This is a genomic window from Rhodococcus sp. JCM 9793 (genome assembly GCF_055380405.1).
In genome coordinates this window covers 810,566-830,125 of sequence record NZ_AP043721.1, presented here as the reverse complement: position 1 = coordinate 830,125, position 19,560 = coordinate 810,566, and the positions used below count along the sequence as shown (strand labels likewise).

The 19,560-nt window shown below is 64.4% G+C and carries 18 protein-coding genes; 11 read left to right on the top strand and 7 right to left on the bottom strand.

The window, feature by feature from the left end:
• Positions 1–87: 87 nt before the first annotated feature.
• From ACZ46K_RS06025 to catA, 5 genes are all read right to left on the bottom strand, one after another.
• Positions 88–1,224 carry an alkaline phosphatase family protein gene (locus ACZ46K_RS06025; RefSeq protein WP_054805090.1) on the bottom strand — a complete coding sequence of 379 codons (1,137 nt, stop codon included), beginning with the start codon at positions 1,222–1,224 and terminating at the stop codon, positions 88–90.
• A gap of 92 nt (positions 1,225–1,316) precedes the next feature.
• Positions 1,317–2,408, bottom strand: coding sequence for an acid phosphatase (locus ACZ46K_RS06020; protein WP_464749247.1), 1,092 nt, complete (start codon positions 2,406–2,408; stop codon positions 1,317–1,319).
• A 267-nt stretch (positions 2,409–2,675) separates the two neighbouring features.
• Entirely contained in the window at positions 2,676–2,957 is a 282-nt protein-coding gene (catC, locus tag ACZ46K_RS06015) for a muconolactone Delta-isomerase (protein ID WP_054805083.1), read from the bottom strand.
• A 41-nt stretch (positions 2,958–2,998) separates the two neighbouring features.
• Positions 2,999–4,126: a muconate/chloromuconate family cycloisomerase gene (locus ACZ46K_RS06010; protein WP_054809609.1), complete on the bottom strand. Its 1,128-nt coding sequence runs from the start codon at positions 4,124–4,126 to the stop codon at positions 2,999–3,001.
• Positions 4,127–4,237: 111 nt separating this feature from the next.
• Positions 4,238–5,089 (bottom strand): catechol 1,2-dioxygenase, encoded by an 852-nt coding sequence (catA, locus tag ACZ46K_RS06005; RefSeq protein ID WP_054805084.1) that lies wholly within the window; start codon positions 5,087–5,089, stop codon positions 4,238–4,240.
• 206 nt (positions 5,090–5,295) lie between these two features.
• On the opposite strand from catA, the gene ACZ46K_RS06000 reads away from it, so the two are divergent.
• Positions 5,296–6,093, top strand: coding sequence for an IclR family transcriptional regulator domain-containing protein (locus ACZ46K_RS06000; protein WP_054805085.1), 798 nt, complete (start codon positions 5,296–5,298; stop codon positions 6,091–6,093).
• A 34-nt stretch (positions 6,094–6,127) separates the two neighbouring features.
• On the opposite strand, the gene ACZ46K_RS05995 is transcribed toward ACZ46K_RS06000, so the two are convergent.
• Positions 6,128–7,063 (bottom strand): AraC family transcriptional regulator, encoded by a 936-nt coding sequence (locus ACZ46K_RS05995; protein WP_464747191.1) that lies wholly within the window; start codon positions 7,061–7,063, stop codon positions 6,128–6,130.
• 197 nt (positions 7,064–7,260) lie between these two features.
• On the opposite strand from ACZ46K_RS05995, the gene ACZ46K_RS05990 reads away from it, so the two are divergent.
• The 3 genes from ACZ46K_RS05990 to ACZ46K_RS05980 all read left to right on the top strand — a co-directional run bounded on the left by ACZ46K_RS05990 (position 7,261) and on the right by ACZ46K_RS05980 (position 10,055).
• Positions 7,261–7,824 carry a flavin reductase family protein gene (locus ACZ46K_RS05990; protein ID WP_054809608.1) on the top strand — a complete coding sequence of 188 codons (564 nt, stop codon included), beginning with the start codon at positions 7,261–7,263 and terminating at the stop codon, positions 7,822–7,824.
• 41 nt (positions 7,825–7,865) lie between these two features.
• Positions 7,866–9,479 carry a 4-hydroxyphenylacetate 3-hydroxylase family protein gene (locus tag ACZ46K_RS05985; protein WP_464747189.1) on the top strand — a complete coding sequence of 538 codons (1,614 nt, stop codon included), beginning with the start codon at positions 7,866–7,868 and terminating at the stop codon, positions 9,477–9,479.
• 84 nt (positions 9,480–9,563) lie between these two features.
• A complete protein-coding gene (locus ACZ46K_RS05980) occupies positions 9,564–10,055 on the top strand; it encodes a hypothetical protein (protein WP_054805086.1) in 492 nt (163 codons plus the stop codon).
• An 82-nt stretch (positions 10,056–10,137) separates the two neighbouring features.
• Here ACZ46K_RS05980 and ACZ46K_RS05975 read toward each other — a convergent pair whose 3' ends face one another.
• Entirely contained in the window at positions 10,138–11,064 is a 927-nt protein-coding gene (locus tag ACZ46K_RS05975) for an AraC family transcriptional regulator (RefSeq protein ID WP_054805091.1), read from the bottom strand.
• A gap of 163 nt (positions 11,065–11,227) precedes the next feature.
• On the opposite strand from ACZ46K_RS05975, the gene ACZ46K_RS05970 reads away from it, so the two are divergent.
• The 7 genes from ACZ46K_RS05970 to ACZ46K_RS05940 all read left to right on the top strand — a co-directional run bounded on the left by ACZ46K_RS05970 (position 11,228) and on the right by ACZ46K_RS05940 (position 19,549).
• Entirely contained in the window at positions 11,228–12,439 is a 1,212-nt protein-coding gene (locus tag ACZ46K_RS05970; protein WP_464747187.1) for a cytochrome P450, read from the top strand.
• Position 12,440: 1 nt separating this feature from the next.
• A complete protein-coding gene (locus tag ACZ46K_RS05965) occupies positions 12,441–13,433 on the top strand; it encodes a 2Fe-2S iron-sulfur cluster-binding protein (protein ID WP_464747185.1) in 993 nt (330 codons plus the stop codon).
• Positions 13,434–13,736: 303 nt separating this feature from the next.
• Positions 13,737–15,119 carry a benzoate 1,2-dioxygenase large subunit gene (gene benA, locus ACZ46K_RS05960; RefSeq protein ID WP_054809611.1) on the top strand — a complete coding sequence of 461 codons (1,383 nt, stop codon included), beginning with the start codon at positions 13,737–13,739 and terminating at the stop codon, positions 15,117–15,119.
• Between the two features lie 14 nt (positions 15,120–15,133).
• Positions 15,134–15,637, top strand: a complete 504-nt coding sequence (benB, locus tag ACZ46K_RS05955) for a benzoate 1,2-dioxygenase small subunit (RefSeq protein ID WP_054805087.1) — start codon at positions 15,134–15,136, stop codon at positions 15,635–15,637.
• 33 nt (positions 15,638–15,670) lie between these two features.
• On the top strand, positions 15,671–17,290 hold the full coding sequence (gene benC, locus ACZ46K_RS05950) for a benzoate 1,2-dioxygenase electron transfer component BenC (RefSeq protein ID WP_464747183.1): 1,620 nt from the start codon (positions 15,671–15,673) through the stop codon (positions 17,288–17,290).
• Positions 17,287–18,084, top strand: a complete 798-nt coding sequence (locus tag ACZ46K_RS05945) for a 1,6-dihydroxycyclohexa-2,4-diene-1-carboxylate dehydrogenase (protein ID WP_054809607.1) — start codon at positions 17,287–17,289, stop codon at positions 18,082–18,084. Before benC ends, ACZ46K_RS05945 begins: the two co-directional genes overlap by 4 nt.
• A 121-nt stretch (positions 18,085–18,205) precedes the next feature.
• Positions 18,206–19,549: an MFS transporter gene (locus ACZ46K_RS05940; RefSeq protein WP_054805088.1), complete on the top strand. Its 1,344-nt coding sequence runs from the start codon at positions 18,206–18,208 to the stop codon at positions 19,547–19,549.
• The last annotated feature ends 11 nt before the right edge of the window (positions 19,550–19,560 follow it).

The following is a 19,560-nucleotide window of genomic DNA, read 5'->3' as shown; positions in this document are numbered from 1 at the left end:
GTGCACACACTATGCGACAAATTCGATTGCGGGTACGCGACGTTGCACACGTCGTGACCCGTTTTGCGGCTCACCGCACCCGGCCTGTCATTGGAGACGCAGAAGTGGCACGAACAGTTCGTCGTCGGTGAGCGCACCGTGTTGCCCGGGCAATTCCGACATCACACGCTCCCCGTCGGTGCGGATCACCGACGACTCCCCTCTCCCGATCGCGACGATGTCGCCGATGCGGCCGACCAGCGACGGCGTGGGCTCGGGACCGAACAGACCGGCAGCGAGCACGTCGTCGCGGGTGCCGACCCACATGTCGTCGCCGAGTTCGTTCCGCCAGCGTTCGAGCACCGTGTCGACGCTGCCGGTGTAGACGTGCCGGCAGCGAGGTTCACCGGCGATGACGCTCACCTCCTCACCGAGCCCGGGGGTGTGGTCGAAGTCCACGCGGCGTCCGCGGGAGGCATCGACCATGCCGTGATCTGCGGTGACGAGCAGGCGGGCGTCGCGGGGAAGCGCCGCGGCAAGTTGCTCGACGAACCGGTCGACGATGGTCAGCTGCGCGAGCCACGCATCCGATTCGGGCCCGTACACGTGGCCGAGCGTGTCGACCTCGCCGAGGTAGCAGTAGACGAGGCTGCGTTCGTCGGCGCCGATGGCCGACACCACGCGGGCGAGCAGGTCGCCGTAGGCGGAAACCCCGACGAACGCGCCGCCGCGGAGAACTGCGCGGGTCAGGCCACTACCCTCGAAGTGTTTCGGAACGACGGTCGTGACGGCGATCCCCGCGACACTTCCCCGTTCGAACACCGTCGGATGCGGTTGCACCTTCTCGGGGACCAGCTCGTCGCGCTTGTCGATGGCCGTACCCGCGAGCGTCCAGCGCAACCAGTTGACGGGCGCTTCGATCTCGTCGACGTACGACTGGTAGCCGGTGATCCCGTGACGACCCGACGGTAGGCCGGTGCCGAGCGACGCGAGGCTCACCGCGGTGGTGGTGGGGAACCCGGCGCGGATCGAGTGTCCGGGGGCGGAGGTGAGGAACGGTGCAGCCTTCTTGTTCCGTTGCAGTAGTTCCCACCCCATACCGTCGACGAGCAGGACTACGGTCCGGGAGCACTCGGCAAGTCCGAGGCGGTTCATCTCGCCGGCAACACCCGCGGAGGCGAGCACCGACGGCAGGAGGTCTGCGAGGGTGGGCTCGGCGTACACGTCACGAAGCGGCAGGCTCATACCCTGAGTATGGCCTGAACTGCCGCGCCCTGTCCGCATCCGCACATCAGAATCCGTGCGCATGACGGACGTCGACGATCCGAACCGAGTGGTTACAGTGCGCCGTAGGCGGCAGGGAGATCGATGCGAAGCCATCCTCCGTCAGGACCGGCTTGATCGAGTGGGTAGCCCGCGGGAATTGCAGTGCGCCGCAGTATGTCCAGTCGCTGCCCATCGGTCAGGTCAGGCGCGACGCCCCGCATCAGTACAGCAGCTTCGGCGGGGATGTCGTTCACCATTGTCGGGTCGATGAAATCGAAACCGTACGTCATTCGTGCGCGGAAATCGTCGCGTGCCGCATCCGACCGGCGATACGGGGCGTCGGTAGCGATGTAGTCACCGAGCGGGACACCGACGGACCGTTCGAGTTCAGCTCGAAGCTCGGCTTCTGCTTCGTCGACCAACCGCGCGAAGGCGGGATCGTTCAATCGCTGCGCGGCCGCGACCTGCCCCATGATGCGGCCGCCCATCACATCGAGCGGATAATGAACCCCGAGCACGATTCGGCTGTTACCCACCTCCGACGTGCGGGCGAGGATCTGAGGCGCCAGTTCGGGCAGCATGTCTGCGAGCAGGATCCCGTTGAGATACGACCCCGAGGTGTGGCCCGACGGATACGAACTCGTGCCGCCGACCTCGGCATATGGGTCCGCGGCGCCACTGACACCATCACCGAAATAGTATTGGATGCGGTCGGGTGCAAGTTCGAACGGCCTCGGATTGTTCCAATGCTGTTTTTCCAGGAGCGACAGGTTCGTGACGCCTACGGCCCGCCCCACCTCCCCTCCGAGCAACGCTTGCACCTTCGGCAGCCGGCCTTCGGCGAGCGCGTCCCGGAACACTTTGCCGAGTCCTTCACCGAGGCCGTCCGACAACGACAGCAGGCGATCGTGATCGGCATCGAACAGCGCGCGCTGCTGCTCGATCGGCGTCGCGCTGTTGTTGATCTCGACGGTTCGGTCGAGGTTACGTTGCACCAGGTCCGGACGGGTGTCGCGGATCGCGGTGAATCCATCCAGCACCGAGATGTGATTGCCCCGCGCGGGAAAGTCGGACGGGTACGGACCGACCAGTTCCTGGAGAGAGTACGACTCGACCGGGGGCGCGGGATCGGCATATGCGAGCGGCGCCGACACGGTCATCATCGCCGTCACGGCTACTGCACATCGGAGGAACCTCATCGAACTGCCCTTCCCCGTCCTGGACATTCGATCAAGAGAGTACATACAGCGGGCATGTCTGTATATACGTGGCGCACTTGCAGAATCTCTTCGGTCCATCAGCGGCGTAAGGCCCGCTACCCAGCGTGGCCCGAGTCGACCGGTTGAACGGAACTTCCACAGCACAAATAGACATCCGCGCCCACCCGGAAAGAGCGCAGATGTCTATTACGTCGCGAATCCGTCAAACGGCTACTTGACGTCGGATCCGTGTTTCGTCAGCGCCATGACCTCGATGTCCATGTACGGGAACAGCGGAAGGTTGAACAGGATCTCGTGCAACTCGTCGGCCGAGTCCACGTCGAAGATGGAGATGTTGCTGTACTTGCCGACGATGCGCCAGATCTCGGGCCACTTACCGGCCCGCTGGAGTTCCTGGCTGTATGCCTTCTCCTTGGCGATGGTCTCGGCGCGCACCTCGGGGTCGAGGTCGCGCGGAATGTTGACATCCATCCGAACGTGGAACAGTGCCATGGGTTTTCTCCTTCGGCTGTGGCGGAAAAATGGGTACGACGTCAGTCGCGGGCGTACTTCTTCACGACATCCATGTCCAGCTCGACGCCGAGGCCCGGACCCTCGGGCAGGTGCACCTGCCCTTCGGAGTACTCGAGCGGCTTCTTCAGCAGCTCGACGGCGAACAGCTGCGGGCCGAACAGCTCGGTGCCGTAGTTGATCCCGGGCTCGGAGCATGCGAAGTGGATGGACGCGGCGGTTCCGATGGGGCCTTCGATGGACGTCGCACCGTGGCAACGCAGACCGGCGGCCTTCGCAACCGCGACGACCTCCTTGCTCCGCTGCAGGCCACCACATTTGGTGGTCTTGAGGGCGATGACGTCGGCCGCGGCGAGTTTGGCGACCTCGTATGCGTCGTGCGGGGTCTGGACGGATTCGTCGGCCATGACCGGCGCGGAAACGCGGCGGTTGATCTCGGCAAGGACGTCGAGCTGGTCGGCCGGGGTGGGCTGCTCGATGAGTTCGACGCCGCCGTCGACGAGTTGCGGAACGTGTCGCAGTGCGGTGAAGCGATCCCAGCGGGCGTTGACGTCGATGCTGAAACCGACCTTGCCGTCGAACGCTTCCACGATCTTCACGACACGCTCGGTGTCGACAACGGGATCGAGAGCACCCATCTTGAGCTTGAAGGAGAAGTTGAGGCGCTGCTCCATCTTGTGGGTGACCTCCTCGACGATTTCTTCGAGAGGTGCCGCGCCGAGCGCCCAGCGCACGTCGACTCCGGTGCGGAAAGCACCGCCGAGCAGCGACGCGACCGGGATACCGAGGCTGCGACCCCACGCGTCGTGCATGGCCACGTCGACCGCGGCCTTCGCGAAACGTGCGTTCGCGACGATCCGTTCGATATCGAGCATGACGCCGCTGATCTCGTCGACACCGCGACCGATGATGTACGGGCCGATGTAGCGATCGACGATCTGCTTCATCGTCTCGACGGATTCGCCTCCCCACCACGGGCCTCCGGGCACGACGCCTTCGCCGTAGCCGGTGACTCCTCCGGCGGTGGTGACGGCGACGAACAGGATCGGCTGCACTTCCGATGTCGTGGTCGCGAACTTGTGCGGACGAATCAGGGGTACGTCGACGATCGTCGATTCGACGGAGACTATCGCCAGATCGGGGTCGGACATCTTCGGTCAGCTCACAATCAGTTCTGGGTGTGACGGTCGATACGGTGCAGGTGCTCTCGCGGCGAATGCCGGTGCCCATGTAGGACACCGGCATTCGAGTTCAGATGTGGATCACGCTTCGGGATCGAGGGCGAAGTTGTACGTCACCTCTGCGATGCCGTCGGCGTTCGTCTCCGGATCCAGGATCAGCTCCGGCTTGGTCGCGGTCGCGACGTCGTTCTCGACCCACTCGCCACCCTGGAAGTAGAGCTGAGTGGTGACGGCACGCTTGCCCGGGGCCGACACCAGCAGGTGCAGGTGGGCGGGACGCCACGGGTGACCACCGTAGGACTTGATGAACCAGCCGGTCGGGCCGTCGTTCGGAATCTGGTAGGGCGCCGGCTTGAGTGTGGTGATCTCGTAGTTGCCGTCTTCGTCGACCTCGATGGTGCCGCGCAGGTTCCACTCCGGGATCTCGGGGGCGAACTGCGAGTAGAAACCGTCCTCGTCCGCGTGCCACAGTTCGACCGTGGCACCGGGGATGCCGTTGCCTTCGAGGTCGGTCACCTTGCCCTTGAAGATCAGCGGAGGCGCAACCTTGTCCTTCTCGCGCATCGGCATGGTGCACTTCGACGGCAGCTTCGGAGCGTTCGGCACGTAGTACGGGCCTTCGATCGACCCCTTGGTTCCGGTGAAGTGCTTGCGGTTGTAGTGCACTTCCTCGACCTCGTGCTCGAGAAAGACGTCCAGCCACAGCGGCCACTCGCCGTACTCGCCGACGTCGATCATCCACTGCTTGAGCACCCGGTACTCGTCGTACGTCACCTCGTGCTTGTGGACGATGCCGGCGAGAGCCTCGAGCACGTCCTTGTAGATCGCGGCCGCACGCTCGACGGACGTGTCGGACGTAGCCCGCTCGGACTTGAACTTGTCGGTGGCGGCATTGCCGGAACCGTGAGCGGTGGGGTTCTCGGTGGTGGTCATGGACTCTCCTCGTCGGGGCTGAGAACGGTGTGGAAAGCAGGTCGCTAAAGCACTGGTCCGGTCGGTTCCGGGGCTGCGGACTGACCGAAAGTACGCTGTGCGTACTTGTGGATCGCAGTGCGTACACCACATACTGTGCGTGTTGTCACATCGCTTGTCAACACCGAATAGGGCAACATCGACAAGTCCCGCAGGTAGGAGATGCAATGCCGAGCACCGGCCTAGGCAACAACCGGAGTAACGACCGCGACTTCGTTCAGAGCATCGAACGCGGATTTGCGGTATTGCATGCCTTCGACGACAAAGATCCGAAACCGACGTTGGCCGAAGTTGCAACCAAAACCGACCTGTCGCGGCCGGCAGTGCGTCGAATCCTACTGACGCTGCAGCGGCTCGGTTACGTCACTTCGACCGGAACGCGCTGGTCACTGACTCCGCGCGTCCTGAGCATAGGGCAGCACTACACGGCTTCGCACACTCTTGTGGATTCCGCTCTGCCCAAATTGGTGGAGATCGCCGACCACACACACGAATCAGCGTCGCTCGGTGTGCTCGATGGGGCCGAGGTCGTGTACGCGGCACGCGTACCGGTGCGACGGATCATGAGCATCAACGTCTCGGTCGGCACCCGTGTACCCGCATATGCAACCTCGATGGGTCGTGCCCTGCTCGCCTGGTCACCGCGCGAACAGGTCGACGCCGTGATCGCGGAGACCCGATTCGAGAAACTCACCCCCACCACCATCGACAACGCCGACACATTCCGCGTCGAACTCGCGGAGGTGCGCAGCCAGGGTTACGCGATGGCATCCGCCGAGCTCGAAGAGGGGTTGATCTCGCTCGCAGCACCCGTGTTCGACCCTGCCGGCCATGCGGTGGGCGTACTCGCGTGTTCGACGTCGACGGGACGGCACACCCTCGATTCGTTCCGGGATCTGTGCGCGAAGCGAGTGGTCGACTGCGCGGAGACATTGAGCGCGGAACTCGGCTACCGACACCGCTGACCAGTACCGATACCGAATCAGGCGCCTCTCGATTTCAGGAACGCAGCGTGGCGGAAGGCGCTACTCCATACTTGCGCTTGTACGCCGCCGAGAACCGCCCGGTGTGCGTGATTCCCCATTTCAATGCCACATCCGTCACCGACAGGTTTCTACCGGATCCTGCTGAGAGTTCCTCGTGGATGCGCGCCAACCGCAGATCGAGCAGATAATCGCGCGGGCAGATACCGAGGTACTCCTGGAAGCCCTCCTGCAGACGCCGCACGCTCACACCGGCGACCTCGGCCATGTCTGCCGACGTCCAGGGCAAGGACGGGTCGTCGTGCACTCGATCGAGGACCCGCTTGATGATCCGAGGTCGCGCGCCTCCCGTCGGATCGGCGTCGTCGGGCATCGCCGCGAGAATGAACGACGAGGTCAGAGCGCCGGAGAGCTGATCGGCGACCAACGGATTACCCCAGAGCGATTCGTCGGACTTGAGCTGCTCGATGATCGAACGCAGCAACGCCATCCAACTCTTCCCCGCGTCGGTCGACAGGTCGACCTGAGGAGGTAGGTGCAGGTCGGGGCGCCCGAGGATGCGTGCCATCTCGCGGTGCAGGTAGTCGCGCTCGAGCTTGACCCCGACGATCTCGCAGTCGCCACTCCACCGACGGATCGTCGCGTCGATATCCGGCTCGAACACGGTTGCCTGCCCCACACCGGACGCGGTCTCGACGCCGCTGGCAATCGACTCGATCGTGCCCGACAGGGGAATGTTCACGGCATAGGCACCCGGGTGCGAACTGCGCACCGACGCCTCGGCACCCCAGCCGATCCGGGCCAAACGGATCGGGCCCAAAGGCAATGTGCGCAGCTCGAGGCGGGGTTCGACCTTCTCGAGGGGAGTGAGCTCATGCGAGAAGTACGCATGCGACACCACCTCTTCCACCTCGTCCCAGTCGGACGGGTGCCGGGTCGAATCCTCTCTCATCTGCGATCCACCCTCGTTTCGGATATCGGGGACCTTGATTCCAGTGTGATCAGGGACACGGTCCCTGGCAAACAAGGACTTTATACCTACCCGCCGCGTTAGGCGGATAGTGGCCGCGCTCACTGGATCGCACACCCGTTCCGGAATCCATATGGTCTGTGTCACACCAGATCGAACCGGACAGGGAGGACGCAGAAATGGAATCGCGAGACCTGCGAAACATCTTCGGACAGTTCGCAAGTGGCGTCACCGTCATCACCTGCGCCAACCGGGACGGTGAGCCACACGGCGCCACCGTCACCGCCTTCACCGCGGTCTCGCTCGAGCCGCGCCTGTGCCAGGTCACCCTGACACGCAAATCCAAGGCCTGCGGATTCCTATCGGGTGCGCCGTTCGCCGTGAACGTCCTCGCGGCCGACCAGGTCGACACCGCACTGCACTTCGCAGGTAGGCCGCAATCGCCCGAGCCGACATGGGAGGACGGCCCCACCTCTCCCGTCCTAGCCGGCACCGCCGCGACGATCTCGTGCATCCCGTGGCGCGAGTACGACGGCGGCGACCACGTCATCTACATCGGCGAGATCGTCGACGCCTCCAGCCGCGACGTCGATCCTCTCCTCTTCTTCCGCAGCACGTTCCACGATCTCGGCGCTCCCAGCGCATCCGCTGCGTGGAACGGCTCGATGGACGATCCGCACAGCGGATGGTTCGACGCTCAGACACGCTTCACCCCGTTCCACCTGGCTCCGGCCCCGGCCTGACACCCACCCCTTTCTCTGCCCCATCGGACGAGGAGAACTCCATGACCACCACCGAATCCCGCCCCGACGAAAAACTCGACCGCTCCAAGGTCAACGTGGCTGCGCAATGCGAGGCGAACCAGACGCAGAACTTCGCAACACGTCCCATGACGGGCGACGAGTACATCGCGTCGATCGACGACGGCCGGGAGATCTATCTGCACGGCGAGAAGGTCAAGGACTTCACGAACCATCCGGCCTTCCGCAACTCCATCCGGATGACCGCGCGGCTCTACGACGCGATGCACACCGGTGAGCACGTCGACGCGCTCACCACACCGACCGACACCGGCAACGGCGGCGTCACGATGCCGTTCTTCCGCACCCCGAAATCCTCCGCCGACCTGATCAAGGACCGCGATGCCATCGCCACCTGGGCACGCCTGACCTACGGCTGGATGGGCCGCTCCCCCGACTACAAGGCCTCCTTCCTCGGCACGCTCGGCGCGAACGACGAGTTCTACAACCCGTTCCAGGACAACGCGAAGCGCTGGTACCGGGAATCGCAGGAGAAGGTCCTGTACTGGAACCACGCGATCATCAATCCGCCGGTCGACCGCCAGCTGCCCCCGGACCAGGTCGGCGACGTGTTCATGAAGGTCGAGAAGGAGACCGACGCCGGCCTCATCGTCTCGGGCGCGAAGGTCGTCGCGACCGGTTCCGCCATCACCAACTACAACTTCATCGCCCACTACGGCCTGCCGATCAAGAAGAAGGAATTCGCGCTGATCTGCACGGTGCCGATGGACGCACCGGGCATCAAGCTGATCTCCCGCGCCTCGTACTCGCAGAACGCCGCGGTCGTCGGCAGCCCGTTCGACTACCCGATCTCGTCGCGCATGGATGAGAACGACGCGATCTTCATCTTCGACAAGGTCCTGGTGCCCTGGGAGAACGTCTTCATGTACGGGGACGTCGAGAAGATCAACAATTTCCTTCCGGGTTCCGGATTCCTCCAGCGTTTCACCCTGCAGGGCTGCACGCGTCTCGCGGTCAAGCTCGACTTCATCGCCGGCCTGCTCATGAAGGCCCTCGACGCCACCGGCGCCGGCGGCTTCCGAGGAGTGCAGACCCGCGTCGGTGAGGTCATCGGCTGGCGCAACCTGTTCTGGTCTCTGACCGACTCCATGGTCAACAACCCCGAACCGTGGATCGGCGACACCGTCATCCCGAAGCTCGAATACGGCCTGACGTACCGAATGTTCGCGATGCAGGGCTACCCCCGCATCAAGGAGATCATCGAGCAGGACGTCGCCTCGGGCCTGATCTACCTACCGTCGTCTGCAGCCGACTTCAAGAACCCCGACGTACGCCCCTACCTTGACAAGTACGTTCGCGGCTCCGACGGAATCCAGGCCGTCGACCGGGTCAAGGTCATGAAGGCACTGTGGGATTCGATCGGATCCGAGTTCGGTGGCCGCCACGAGCTCTACGAGCGGAACTACGCCGGCAACCACGAGAACGTCAAGGCGGAACTGCTGTTCGCCGCCGAGACCCGCGGTGATGTTGCCTCCATGAAGGGCTTCGCCGAGCAGTTCATGAGCGAGTACGACCTCGACGGTTGGACCGTGCCCGATCTCGTCGGCAACTCGGACGTCTCGGCGTTCTACAAGTAGAAGCCTGACTACCGCGCGCAGGCGGACGACCCCCCTCCCGCCTGCGCGCGGTTCCCACCACCATCACGCGAAGGAGCGTCCGAGATGTCCGCCGCCTCGAATTCCGGTGCCCCCGCCCCCATTCCGGAGTTCGACGCCGTGATCCTCGGGCGCTCCTTCGCATCCCAGCGTGCAGCGGTCCGCCTCCGCGACGACCTGCATCTGTCCGTCCGCGAGTTGGTCAACGCAACCGCTGCAACCTACGACGACATCAACAATCGCTGGGAGATCCATGTCGGAAGGTTCGTCATCGCCCGCGCCAAGTTCGCGATCGACGGCGACGGGAAGATCCACCTGCAGGGTCGCGAAGCCGCCGCCATCGATCCGGCCGCCGTGACCGCGCACGGCTTCCCCAACCTGTTCCGCCCGGCGGGCACCGACCGCAGCGATTCCCTCGGCTACACGGTGGCGTGCATCGAGTACATGCGCACGAACGGCCACGACTACGCGGAACGACGGTTGCGGACACCGGTCGCCGACGACGACTATCCCGAGTTGTCCTTCGACCGCCCGACCCCGACCATGTGGGTCGGGTAACGCAGATACATACCTTTGGGACAGATACACACCGAAATTCGGTGTGTATCTGTCCCATTCGGTTGCCCCTGTCGGCAGACGTTCATCGCTGCCGTAGCGTCTCCGCCGGCGCCGTTCCATACCGCTTGCGGTATGCCGTCGCGAATCGACTCGGGCTGCTGAAACCCCACCGGAACGCGACGTCGGTCACCGTGACGCCGGAGCCCCCGGCCGCGAGTTCTGCGTGCGCGCGGTCCAATCTGATGTCGAGCAAGGTCGCGGACGGACTGCTTCCCACATAGTCGGCGAATGTCTCCTGCATACGCCGCACGCTGGTGCCGGCGATCTCCGCCATGTCCGCAGCGGTCCATGGGCGTGACGGGTCGTCGTGCAACGCGTCGAGGACCCGTCGGACCATCCCCGGCCTCGGCGCCGGAGCTGCCTCTTCGGACGGGGGAGACACCGCCAGCACGAACGCGGTGGTGACGGCACCCGCAAGCTGCTGCGACACAAGGGGGTTGGTAAGCGACCCTGCACCTTCGAGCTGATCCGACAATGCGGCGACCAGACGGCGCCAGTCATCGGCCGACCCCGTGAGATCGATCTGGTCGGGCAGCACGAGCCGGGACCGCAGCGGTGCACCCAGAATCCGGTCGGCCTCGCGTTCGAGATGGTCGCGATCGAACTTGACACCCAGCACCGAACACGTTGCATCCCAACGTGTGATCCGATTCGGTGTGTCTGCACTGAACACCGAGGCCTGACCCCGACCGGAGACAACCGCACCACCGTCGCCCCGAGATTCGAGCACGCCCGCGAGCGGGATGTTGATCTCGTACGCCCCGGGATATTCGCACTCGATGGCCACATCGACACCCCAGGTGAGCCTGCCGATCATCACGGGACCGAAATCCACCGACGACAGCTGCAATTCAGGCCGATCGGTACCGGAGAGAACGGTCAATTCGTGCGGGAAATACACGTCGGCGACCACTCGGGAGGCGTCCTCCCAGTCCTCGAACTCTGCCACCTTCTCACCTCCCGACTCCTGCTCGGCAACATTTCCGCGCGATGCGTACCGACTCCGCGCAATCGGCATAGAACCCCGAGTGACCTGGATCATATGGTCCTCATCACAGCGTACGGAAGGCCCCCACGAGACAGGGCCCACGACCCACCCCGAGGAGCATCCCATGACGAGCACTCTCTCCTGGATCGACGAAGTCACCATGGCCGAACTCGAACGCAACCCGTACCCGGTCTACGAGCGACTGCGGGCCGAAGCACCCATCGCATTCCTGCCTGTGCTCGGGGCATACGTCGCGTCGACAACGGAAGCGTGCCGCACGATCGCGAACAGTGACGACTTCGAAGGGATCATCACTCCGGCCGGTGGCCGCACATTCGGGCATCCGGCGATCATCGGTGTCAACGGCGATATCCACAAGGATCTGCGGTCGATGGTCGAGCCGGCGCTGCAGCCGAGCGAAGTGGACCGGTGGGTCGAGAATCTCGTCCGACCGATCGCCCGCCGCTACCTCGACGCATTCGACGCTACCGGTAGGGCCGACCTGGTCACGCAGTACTGCGAGCCGCTGAGCGTCCGGGCACTCGGAGACCTCCTCGGTCTGAAGGACGTCGGCTCGGACACACTTCGCGAATGGTTCCACAAGCTGTCCGACTCGTTCACGAATGCCGCAGTCGATGCCGACGGCAACTTCACCGATCAGAAACGATTCGACGAGGGTGACGCGGCAAAGGCCGAGATCCAGTCGATCGTCGATCCGCTGATCGACCATTGGATCGAGCATCCGGACGACAGCGCCATTTCGCATTGGCTGCACGACGGCATGCCCGAGGGGAAGACCCGCGACCGTGACTACATCTACCCGACGCTCTACGTGTTCCTCCTCGGCGCCATGCAGGAACCGGGGCACGCCATGTCGTCGACACTGGCCGGCCTGTTCACGCGCCCCGAGCAGTTCGAGGCCGTCGTCGACGAACCCGATCTGATCCCCCGTGCCATCGCCGAGGGAATGCGCTGGACGTCACCGATCTGGTCGGGAACCGCCCGAATCGCCAAGCGCGACACTGCGGTCTCCGGCATCGCGGTCGCCGAAGGATCGGTCGTCATCCTGTCCTACGGATCGGCCAACCACGACGCCGACACGTTCGAAGCTCCCACCGAGTACGACATGACGCGACCGCCGCTACCCCACCTCGCGTTCGGTACCGGCAACCACGCCTGCGCGGGCATCTACTTCGCGAACCACGTCTGTCGTATCGGGCTCGAAGAACTGCTCGAAACCATCCCCAATCTCGAACGTGACACGAGCGAGGACGTCGAGTTCTGGGGCTGGGGCTTCCGTGGTCCCACCTCGCTGCACGCAACCTGGGAGGTCTGACATGTCGTACACCGTCACCACCGGCGCCACATCGGTCGACTGCGGCCCCGATCAGCCCCTTCTGGACGCGTTCCTGCGCAGCGGCGTGTGGATGCCCAACTCGTGCAATCAGGGAACGTGCGGCACGTGCAAGATCAAGGTCCGCTCGGGTTCGGTCGACCACCGGACTTCGCCCGAGAACACACTCCCTCAGCACGAACGCGTCGCAGGATTCGCACTGGCCTGCCAGGCCACGCCCTGCAGCGATACCACGATCGACCCCCCGATCGCAGAGGAGCCCACGTCGACGCACGTGTTGCACGACTTCGTCGCCACGGTCTCCGAGGTGCGCGATATCGCCGCCGATACACGCCGCGTGCTGTTGACCCTCGACGAACCACTCACGTTCTCTGCGGGGCAGTACGTCGATATCACCGTGCCGGGAACCTCGACGAAGCGCCAGTACTCCCTCGCCAACCCGCCGACGGAACCGAAACTGCTCGAACTGCATGTCCGCCGGCAGCCCGGCGGAGTGGCCTCCGAATGGCTGTTCGGACCGATCGAGGTGGGCGACCGTATCGACATGACCGGCCCGTACGGAGATTTCACGTTCGACGAGGAGAACACAGGCCCGATGGCTCTGCTCGGCGGCGGGACCGGACTCGCACCACTCAAGGGCATCGTCCGTCATGCGCTCACGCTGAACCCGGATCGGGAAATCCTGCTCTACCACGGGGTACGCACCTGCGCCGACGTGTACGACGCCGACTTCTTCCGCGAACTCGCGAGCAGGCATTCCGGACTCCGGTACGTCACCTGCGTGAGCCGCGAGAACGGTGGCGATCGGGAAGGCTACGTCACCGACGCCTTCGTGGAGGACGTCGCCTCGGCGAAGGAGTTCACCGGCTACATCTGCGGCTCGGAGAAGTTCGTGGACGCTTCGGTGAAGTCGTTCAAACGGCGCCGGATGTCGCCGCGCCGGATCCGGCGCGAGAAGTTCTCCGCCGCCGGGTAAGGTCCCGCTCCCCAGACGACCGAATGTCGCCTTCATGCTGCTCGAGTGCATGAAGGCGACATTCGGCCATTCTGCTCGTCCAGAGCACTTCGGCCCTCGAGCCTCGGGTCCTAGGTATCACTAGGCATTTACCCGGTGTGACCGTGGACACAGGATGTCAGGGTAGTAACAACGCCGGACACAGCCCGTCCGAGCCGCATCGGACACAGCCAGTCCACAGAGTCCCGCACGACAGCTATGTACGAGCCGGAATCGGACATCAGCCCTGTACGTCCCGGGAACTACGCCGACACTGGAGGACCCATGACCGACATCGTGGAGCACGTGCGCACCCACCTCGACAGAGCACTCGTCGAAGATCCCGACACCGGACGGCACCAGGTCCGTCGCGATGTCTTCACCGACGAAGAGATCTTCGAGCTGGAGATGAAGCACATCTTCGAGGGCAATTGGGTGTACCTCGCGCACGAGAGCCAGATCCCGAATGTCGGCGACTACTTCACCACCAGCATCGGTCGTCAGCCCATCGTCATCAGCCGCGACAAGGAAGGCGAACTGCACGCCCTGATCAACGCGTGCAGCCACCGCGGAGCGATGCTGTGCCGCCGCAAGACCGACAACCGCACGACCTTCACGTGCCCGTTCCACGGCTGGACCTTCCGCAACAACGGCAAGCTGCTCAAGGTCAAGGACCCGCGCGACGCCGGCTACCCGGAACAGTTCAACACCGACGGCAGCCACGACCTGACCAAGGTCGCACGCTTCGAGAGCTACCGCGGATTCCTGTTCGGCAGCCTGAACCCCGACGTCAAGACGCTCGCGGAGCATCTCGGCGACTCCACGAAGATGCTCGACATGCTCATCGATCAGTCCCCCGAGGGCCTCGAGGTGCTGCGCGGATCCTCCACCTACACCTACGACGGCAACTGGAAGTTGCAGGCCGAGAACGGCGCCGACGGTTACCACGTGTCGGCAACGCACTGGAACTACGCGGCCACCACCGCCCGTCGCGGCGCCGGTGAGTCCGCCAACGAGACCAAGGCCATGGACGCAGGCACGTGGGGCAAGCAGGGTGGCGGCTACTACTCGTTCGAGCACGGCCACCTGCTGCTGTGGATGTGGTGGGGCAACCCGGAGGACCGTCCGCTGTACCCCCGCAAGGACGAACTCGCGAAGGAATTCGGCGAGAAGAAAGCCGAGTTCATGGTCGGGGCGTCGCGCAACCTGTGCCTGTACCCGAACGTCTACATCATGGACCAGTTCTCGTCGCAGATCCGGCACCTCCGCCCGATCTCGGTGGACAAGACCGAGGTGACGATCTACTGCATCGCACCCAAGGGCGAGAGCGCCGAGTCGCGCGCCAACCGCATCCGCCAGTACGAGGACTTCTTCAACGCGACCGGAATGGCCACCCCCGACGATCTCGAGGAATTCCGGTCCTGCCAGAAGACCTACCTCGCGACCGCCGCCCCGTGGAACGACATGAGTCGCGGAGCCACCCACGTCCTGAACGGCCCGGACCAGGTCGCGAAGGATCTCGGTATGGACGGCGTCCTGTCCAGCGGAGTGAAGACCGAGGACGAGGGCCTCTACCCGATCCAGCACGGCTACTGGCTCGAGACGATGCGCAAGGCCGTCGACGCCGAAGCCGCGGCAGCCGCCGCCGGCGAGCCCACCGCGCTCTGAGAGGAACCGGAATCATGACTACTGCAACAGAGTTGACGCAGACCGACATCGAACAGTTCCTCTACAAGGAGGCGCGCTACCTCGACGACCGCGAGTTCGAGAAGTGGCTCGAGTGCTACCACCCCGACGCCGAATACTGGATGCCGGCGTGGGACGACAACGGTAAGACCACCGAGGATCCGCAGGCGGAGATCTCGCTGATCTACTACTCCAACCGGGGTGGGCTCGAAGATCGCGTGTTCCGTATCCGCACCGACCGTTCGTCGTCGACGTCGCTGCCCGAACCTCGTACCGGTCACAACATCACCAACGTCGAGATCCTCGAGCGCCGCGGTACCGAGATCGACCTGCGCCACAACTGGTTCTCGCTGTACTTCCGTTACAACACGACGGACACCTACTTCGGCACGACGTTCATCACGCTCGATGTCTCTGGTGACCAGCCGGTGATCAAGAAGAAGAAGATCGTCCTGAAGAACGACTACATCCATCACATCGTCGACGTCTACGTCGTCTAGTACCCCCGAATCACGAAAGGAGGCTTGGACACCATGACGTACCAGGTGGCATTGAGCTTCGAGGACGGGGTCACCCGCTTCATCAAGGTCAAGCCGAACGAGACCGTCGCCGATGCGTCGTACAAGGCGCGGATCAACATCCCCCTCGACTGCCGCGACGGCGCGTGCGGGACCTGCAAGGCGTTCTGCGAATCCGGCACCTTCGACGGTGGCGACTACATCGAGGACGCCCTGACCGACGAGGAAGCCGAAGAGGGCTACTGCCTTCCGTGCCAGATGATGCCGGAGTCGGATCTGGTCGTGCAGATCGCCAGCACGTCGGATGTCGCGAAGACCGCGGCCGCCTCGTACACCGCAACGATCACCGAACTCAACCGCTTCTCCGAGAGCGTCGTCGGGTTCACCGTGGAGATCGAGAACCGGGACGACCTGGTGTTCCTGCCCGGGCAGTACGTCAACATCGGGGTTCCCGGCAGCGACGACGGCACGGGCAAGCAGGCGACGCGCTCGTACTCGTTCAGCACCGGCCCGCACGACAACTCGCTGGCGTTCTTGGTGAAGATCACCGAAGGCGGCCTGATGTCGGAATACCTGCGCGATCGTGCGCAGGTGGGCGACACCCTCGAGTTCACCGGGCCGTTCGGCAGCTTCTTCCTCCGCGAGCGCAAGCGTCCGTCGCTGCTGTTGGCCGGCGGCACCGGGCTCGCCCCGCTGCTGTCGATCCTGTCGAAGGTGAAGACCGAAAGCACCGATCATCCGGTGCACCTGATCTACGGCGTCACGTTCGACCACGATCTCGTCGAGCTCGAGAAGCTTCAGGAGTACACGAAGTCGCTGCCGAACTTCACGTTCGACTACTGCGTCGCGGACAAGAAGTCGTCTGCGCCCAACAAGGGCTACGTCACCGGCCTGTTCGAGCCGCAACACCTCAACGACGGCGACGTCGACATCTACCTGTGCGGCCCGCCGCCCATGGTGGAAGCGGTACGTACTCACTTGTCGGACAACGACATCACGCCCGCGAACTTCTACTTCGAGAAGTTCAACACGTCCGCCACCCCGGGCGGCGCGACCGCATCGGCACCCACCGAAGCGGAGAAGGCCGCCGCTGAGAAGGCGGCCGCGGAAACAGGCCGGCCCGTCGCACTCGAGACCCCCGCATCGCCGGGCAACTACGAGATCGGCGAGGAGCACCCGCCCGTCGCGGAGTCCGACGAGCAATTCGACGCCCGCATGGCACTCGAACTCGGCGTTCTCGAACTCACCATCGGACGGCTCACCCCGGAACAGCTCATCGAGTTCCGGATTCTCGCGGAGGCGTCCGGCGCGTCCGTCGAGGGTGACCACTTCACCGACGCCGAAGCGTTCACCGACACCACCGCCGCATTCCACGAGTTCCTGTTCCGCTGCTGCACCAACCCGGTGCTGCTCGAGGCCTACAACCGTCTCGAGGTGACGCAGCTGATGTACCAGGTCCTGCGTGATGCGCACTGGATCGAAGGGCACATCGTGGACGAGCACCTGCAGCTCGTCCAGGCCTTCGAGAAGGGCGACAAGGCTGCGGCACGCGAGCTGATGATCGCCCACGCCGGCCACGCCAAGGAGACCATGCGACGGGCGATCGCCGAGGGCGCGACAGCAGGTGCGCGATGAGCGAGACGAAGATCTTCCCCGGACGATTCGACGGCAAATGCCTGACGATCACCGGTGCCGCCCAGGGCATCGGTCTCACGGTCGCGACCCGCGTCGCGGCCGAAGGTGGGGAGGTCGTCCTCGTCGACCGCGCCGAACTCGTCCACGAGGTCGCCGAAACCCTGAGTGCCGACGGCGGCAAGGCACATTCGGTGACCGCGGACCTCGAGACCTTCGAGGGCGCCGAGAAGGCACTCGCGTTCGCGGTGCAGGCAGCCGGACGACTCGACGTGCTCATCAACGTGGTCGGCGGCACCATCTGGGCCAAGCCGTACGAGCACTATGCGCCCGACGAGATCGAGAAAGAGATCCGCCGGTCGTTGTTCCCCACCCTGTGGTCGTGCCGCGCGGCAGCGCCGTACCTCATCGACCAGGGGTCCGGGACGATCGTCAACGTGTCGTCCGTGGCTACCTCCGGCGTCAATCGTGTTCCGTACGCCGCAGCGAAGGGCGGCGTCAATGCGATCACCTCGGCGCTCGCGCTCGAGTTGTCCCAGTACGGCATCCGTGTGGTCGCCACCGCCCCCGGCGGTACCGTTGCCCCCGAGCGGCGGGTCGCACGTGGTCCGGCCCCGCAGTCGGAGCAGGAAAAGGCCTGGTACCAGCAGATCGTGGACCAGACCGTCGACTCCTCGCTTCTCAAGCGGTACGGCACGCTCGACGAACAGGCCGCAGCAATCACCTTCCTTGCCTCCGACGAGGCTTCGTACATCACCGGTTCGGTACTCCCCGTTGCCGGAGGCGACCAAGGCTGACAGCCGGAGCAATCCGACTGTCTCCAACATCGACGGGCCTCACCAGTGAGCCTTCCCTGCTGGTGAGGCCCTCCTTCTGCCCGAATTCATTTGTGACCCCCCACACAAACCGGAGCACGTCATGACCCAAACCACACAGACCTGGGCCAGTCCACAGCACAAGCGAAGCGTCATCTGGATCGTCGCCCTCGCCACCCTCGCGATCATCTTCGACGGATACGACCTCGTCGTGTACGGGACAGTTCTTCCCACGCTCATGGCCGATCCGACCCAACTCGGTGAGATCTCGGCGCAGCAGGGTGGTGCTCTCGGCTCCTACGCCCTGATCGGCGTCATGGTCGGCGCTCTCGTCACCGGCGCATTCGGCGACCGGGTCGGCCGCCGCAAGATGATGCTCATCAACATCGTGTGGTTCTCGGTCGGCATGGGTGCCGCAGCGTTCTCCACGAGCATCGCCATGTTCGGTGGTCTCCGGTTCTTCACCGGCATCGGCGTCGGCGGCCTGGTCGCCACCGCGGGTGCCGTGGTCGCGGAGTTCGCCCCTCCCGGCAAGCGCAACCTGTTCAACGCCATCGTCTACAGCGGTGTGCCTGCCGGTGGTGTGCTCGCCTCTCTGCTCGCGATCCTGCTGCGCGACGCCATCGGGTGGCGCGGCCTGTTCCTGATCGGTGCCCTGCCCCTGGTGATCCTGCTGCCGATCGCACTGGTCAAGCTCCCCGAGTCCCCGGCATGGCTGGTATCCCGTGGCCGCGTCGACAAGGCGCAGACCATCTGCGACAAATTCGGATTCCCGATGCCGACGGCCGCACCCTCGCACCCCACCGAGAAGATCGGATTCGCTGCGCTCGCCACCAGGAAGTACGCGCTCGGCACCGGTCTGCTGGGCATGATGAGCTTCGCCGGTCTGCTCCTGACCTACGGCCTGAACACGTGGCTGCCGAAGATCATGGCCGATGCCGGCTACAACGCCGACGGCTCGCTCGCATTCCTGCTCGTCCTCAACGGCGGTGCGATCGTCGGCGGCCTCATCGCCTCGAAGATCGCCGACGGCCGCGGACCGCAGTCCGTCATCGTGACCACCTTCTTCCTCGCTGCTGTAGCCCTGGTGATGCTCACGCTCGGATTCCCGCTGCCCGTGCTCCTCACCGCCGTCGCGATCGCCGGTGTCGGCACGATCGGCACCCAGGTGCTCGTCTACGGGTTCGTCTCCAACTACTACGACACCCCCGCTCGCGCAGCCGGTGTCGCATGGTGCGCCGGATTCGGTCGACTCGGCGGAATCTTCGGCCCGATCATCGGTGGCCTGTTGATCGGCGCAGGATTCGCGAACAACGTGAATTTCTACATCTTCGCGGTGATCGCTCTCGCCGGTGGTCTCGTCACCCTGTTCGTTCCTCGGCCGCTGCAGCACAACACGCGGATCGACGTTCCGGGCACCTCGACCGGGACTACCGTGGATGCGTGACGGACAATTCG

Excerpts from the sequence above, each read along its gene's own strand:
- ACZ46K_RS06025 (WP_054805090.1), bottom strand. The coding sequence starts at position 1,224 with ATGAGCCTGCCGCTTCGTGACGTGTACGCCGAGCCCACCCTCGCAGAC.
- ACZ46K_RS06020 (WP_464749247.1), bottom strand. The coding sequence starts at position 2,408 with ATGATGACCGTGTCGGCGCCGCTCGCATATGCCGATCCCGCGCCCCCG.
- catC (WP_054805083.1), bottom strand. The coding sequence starts at position 2,957 with ATGGCACTGTTCCACGTTCGGATGGATGTCAACATTCCGCGCGACCTC.
- ACZ46K_RS06010 (WP_054809609.1), bottom strand. The coding sequence starts at position 4,126 with ATGTCCGACCCCGATCTGGCGATAGTCTCCGTCGAATCGACGATCGTC.
- catA (WP_054805084.1), bottom strand. The coding sequence starts at position 5,089 with ATGACCACCACCGAGAACCCCACCGCTCACGGTTCCGGCAATGCCGCC.
- ACZ46K_RS06000 (WP_054805085.1), top strand. The coding sequence starts at position 5,296 with ATGCCGAGCACCGGCCTAGGCAACAACCGGAGTAACGACCGCGACTTC.
- ACZ46K_RS05995 (WP_464747191.1), bottom strand. The coding sequence starts at position 7,063 with ATGAGAGAGGATTCGACCCGGCACCCGTCCGACTGGGACGAGGTGGAA.
- ACZ46K_RS05990 (WP_054809608.1), top strand. The coding sequence starts at position 7,261 with ATGGAATCGCGAGACCTGCGAAACATCTTCGGACAGTTCGCAAGTGGC.
- ACZ46K_RS05985 (WP_464747189.1), top strand. The coding sequence starts at position 7,866 with ATGACCACCACCGAATCCCGCCCCGACGAAAAACTCGACCGCTCCAAG.
- ACZ46K_RS05980 (WP_054805086.1), top strand. The coding sequence starts at position 9,564 with ATGTCCGCCGCCTCGAATTCCGGTGCCCCCGCCCCCATTCCGGAGTTC.
- ACZ46K_RS05970 (WP_464747187.1), top strand. The coding sequence starts at position 11,228 with ATGACGAGCACTCTCTCCTGGATCGACGAAGTCACCATGGCCGAACTC.
- ACZ46K_RS05965 (WP_464747185.1), top strand. The coding sequence starts at position 12,441 with ATGTCGTACACCGTCACCACCGGCGCCACATCGGTCGACTGCGGCCCC.
- benA (WP_054809611.1), top strand. The coding sequence starts at position 13,737 with ATGACCGACATCGTGGAGCACGTGCGCACCCACCTCGACAGAGCACTC.
- benB (WP_054805087.1), top strand. The coding sequence starts at position 15,134 with ATGACTACTGCAACAGAGTTGACGCAGACCGACATCGAACAGTTCCTC.
- benC (WP_464747183.1), top strand. The coding sequence starts at position 15,671 with ATGACGTACCAGGTGGCATTGAGCTTCGAGGACGGGGTCACCCGCTTC.
- ACZ46K_RS05945 (WP_054809607.1), top strand. The coding sequence starts at position 17,287 with ATGAGCGAGACGAAGATCTTCCCCGGACGATTCGACGGCAAATGCCTG.
- ACZ46K_RS05940 (WP_054805088.1), top strand. The coding sequence starts at position 18,206 with ATGACCCAAACCACACAGACCTGGGCCAGTCCACAGCACAAGCGAAGC.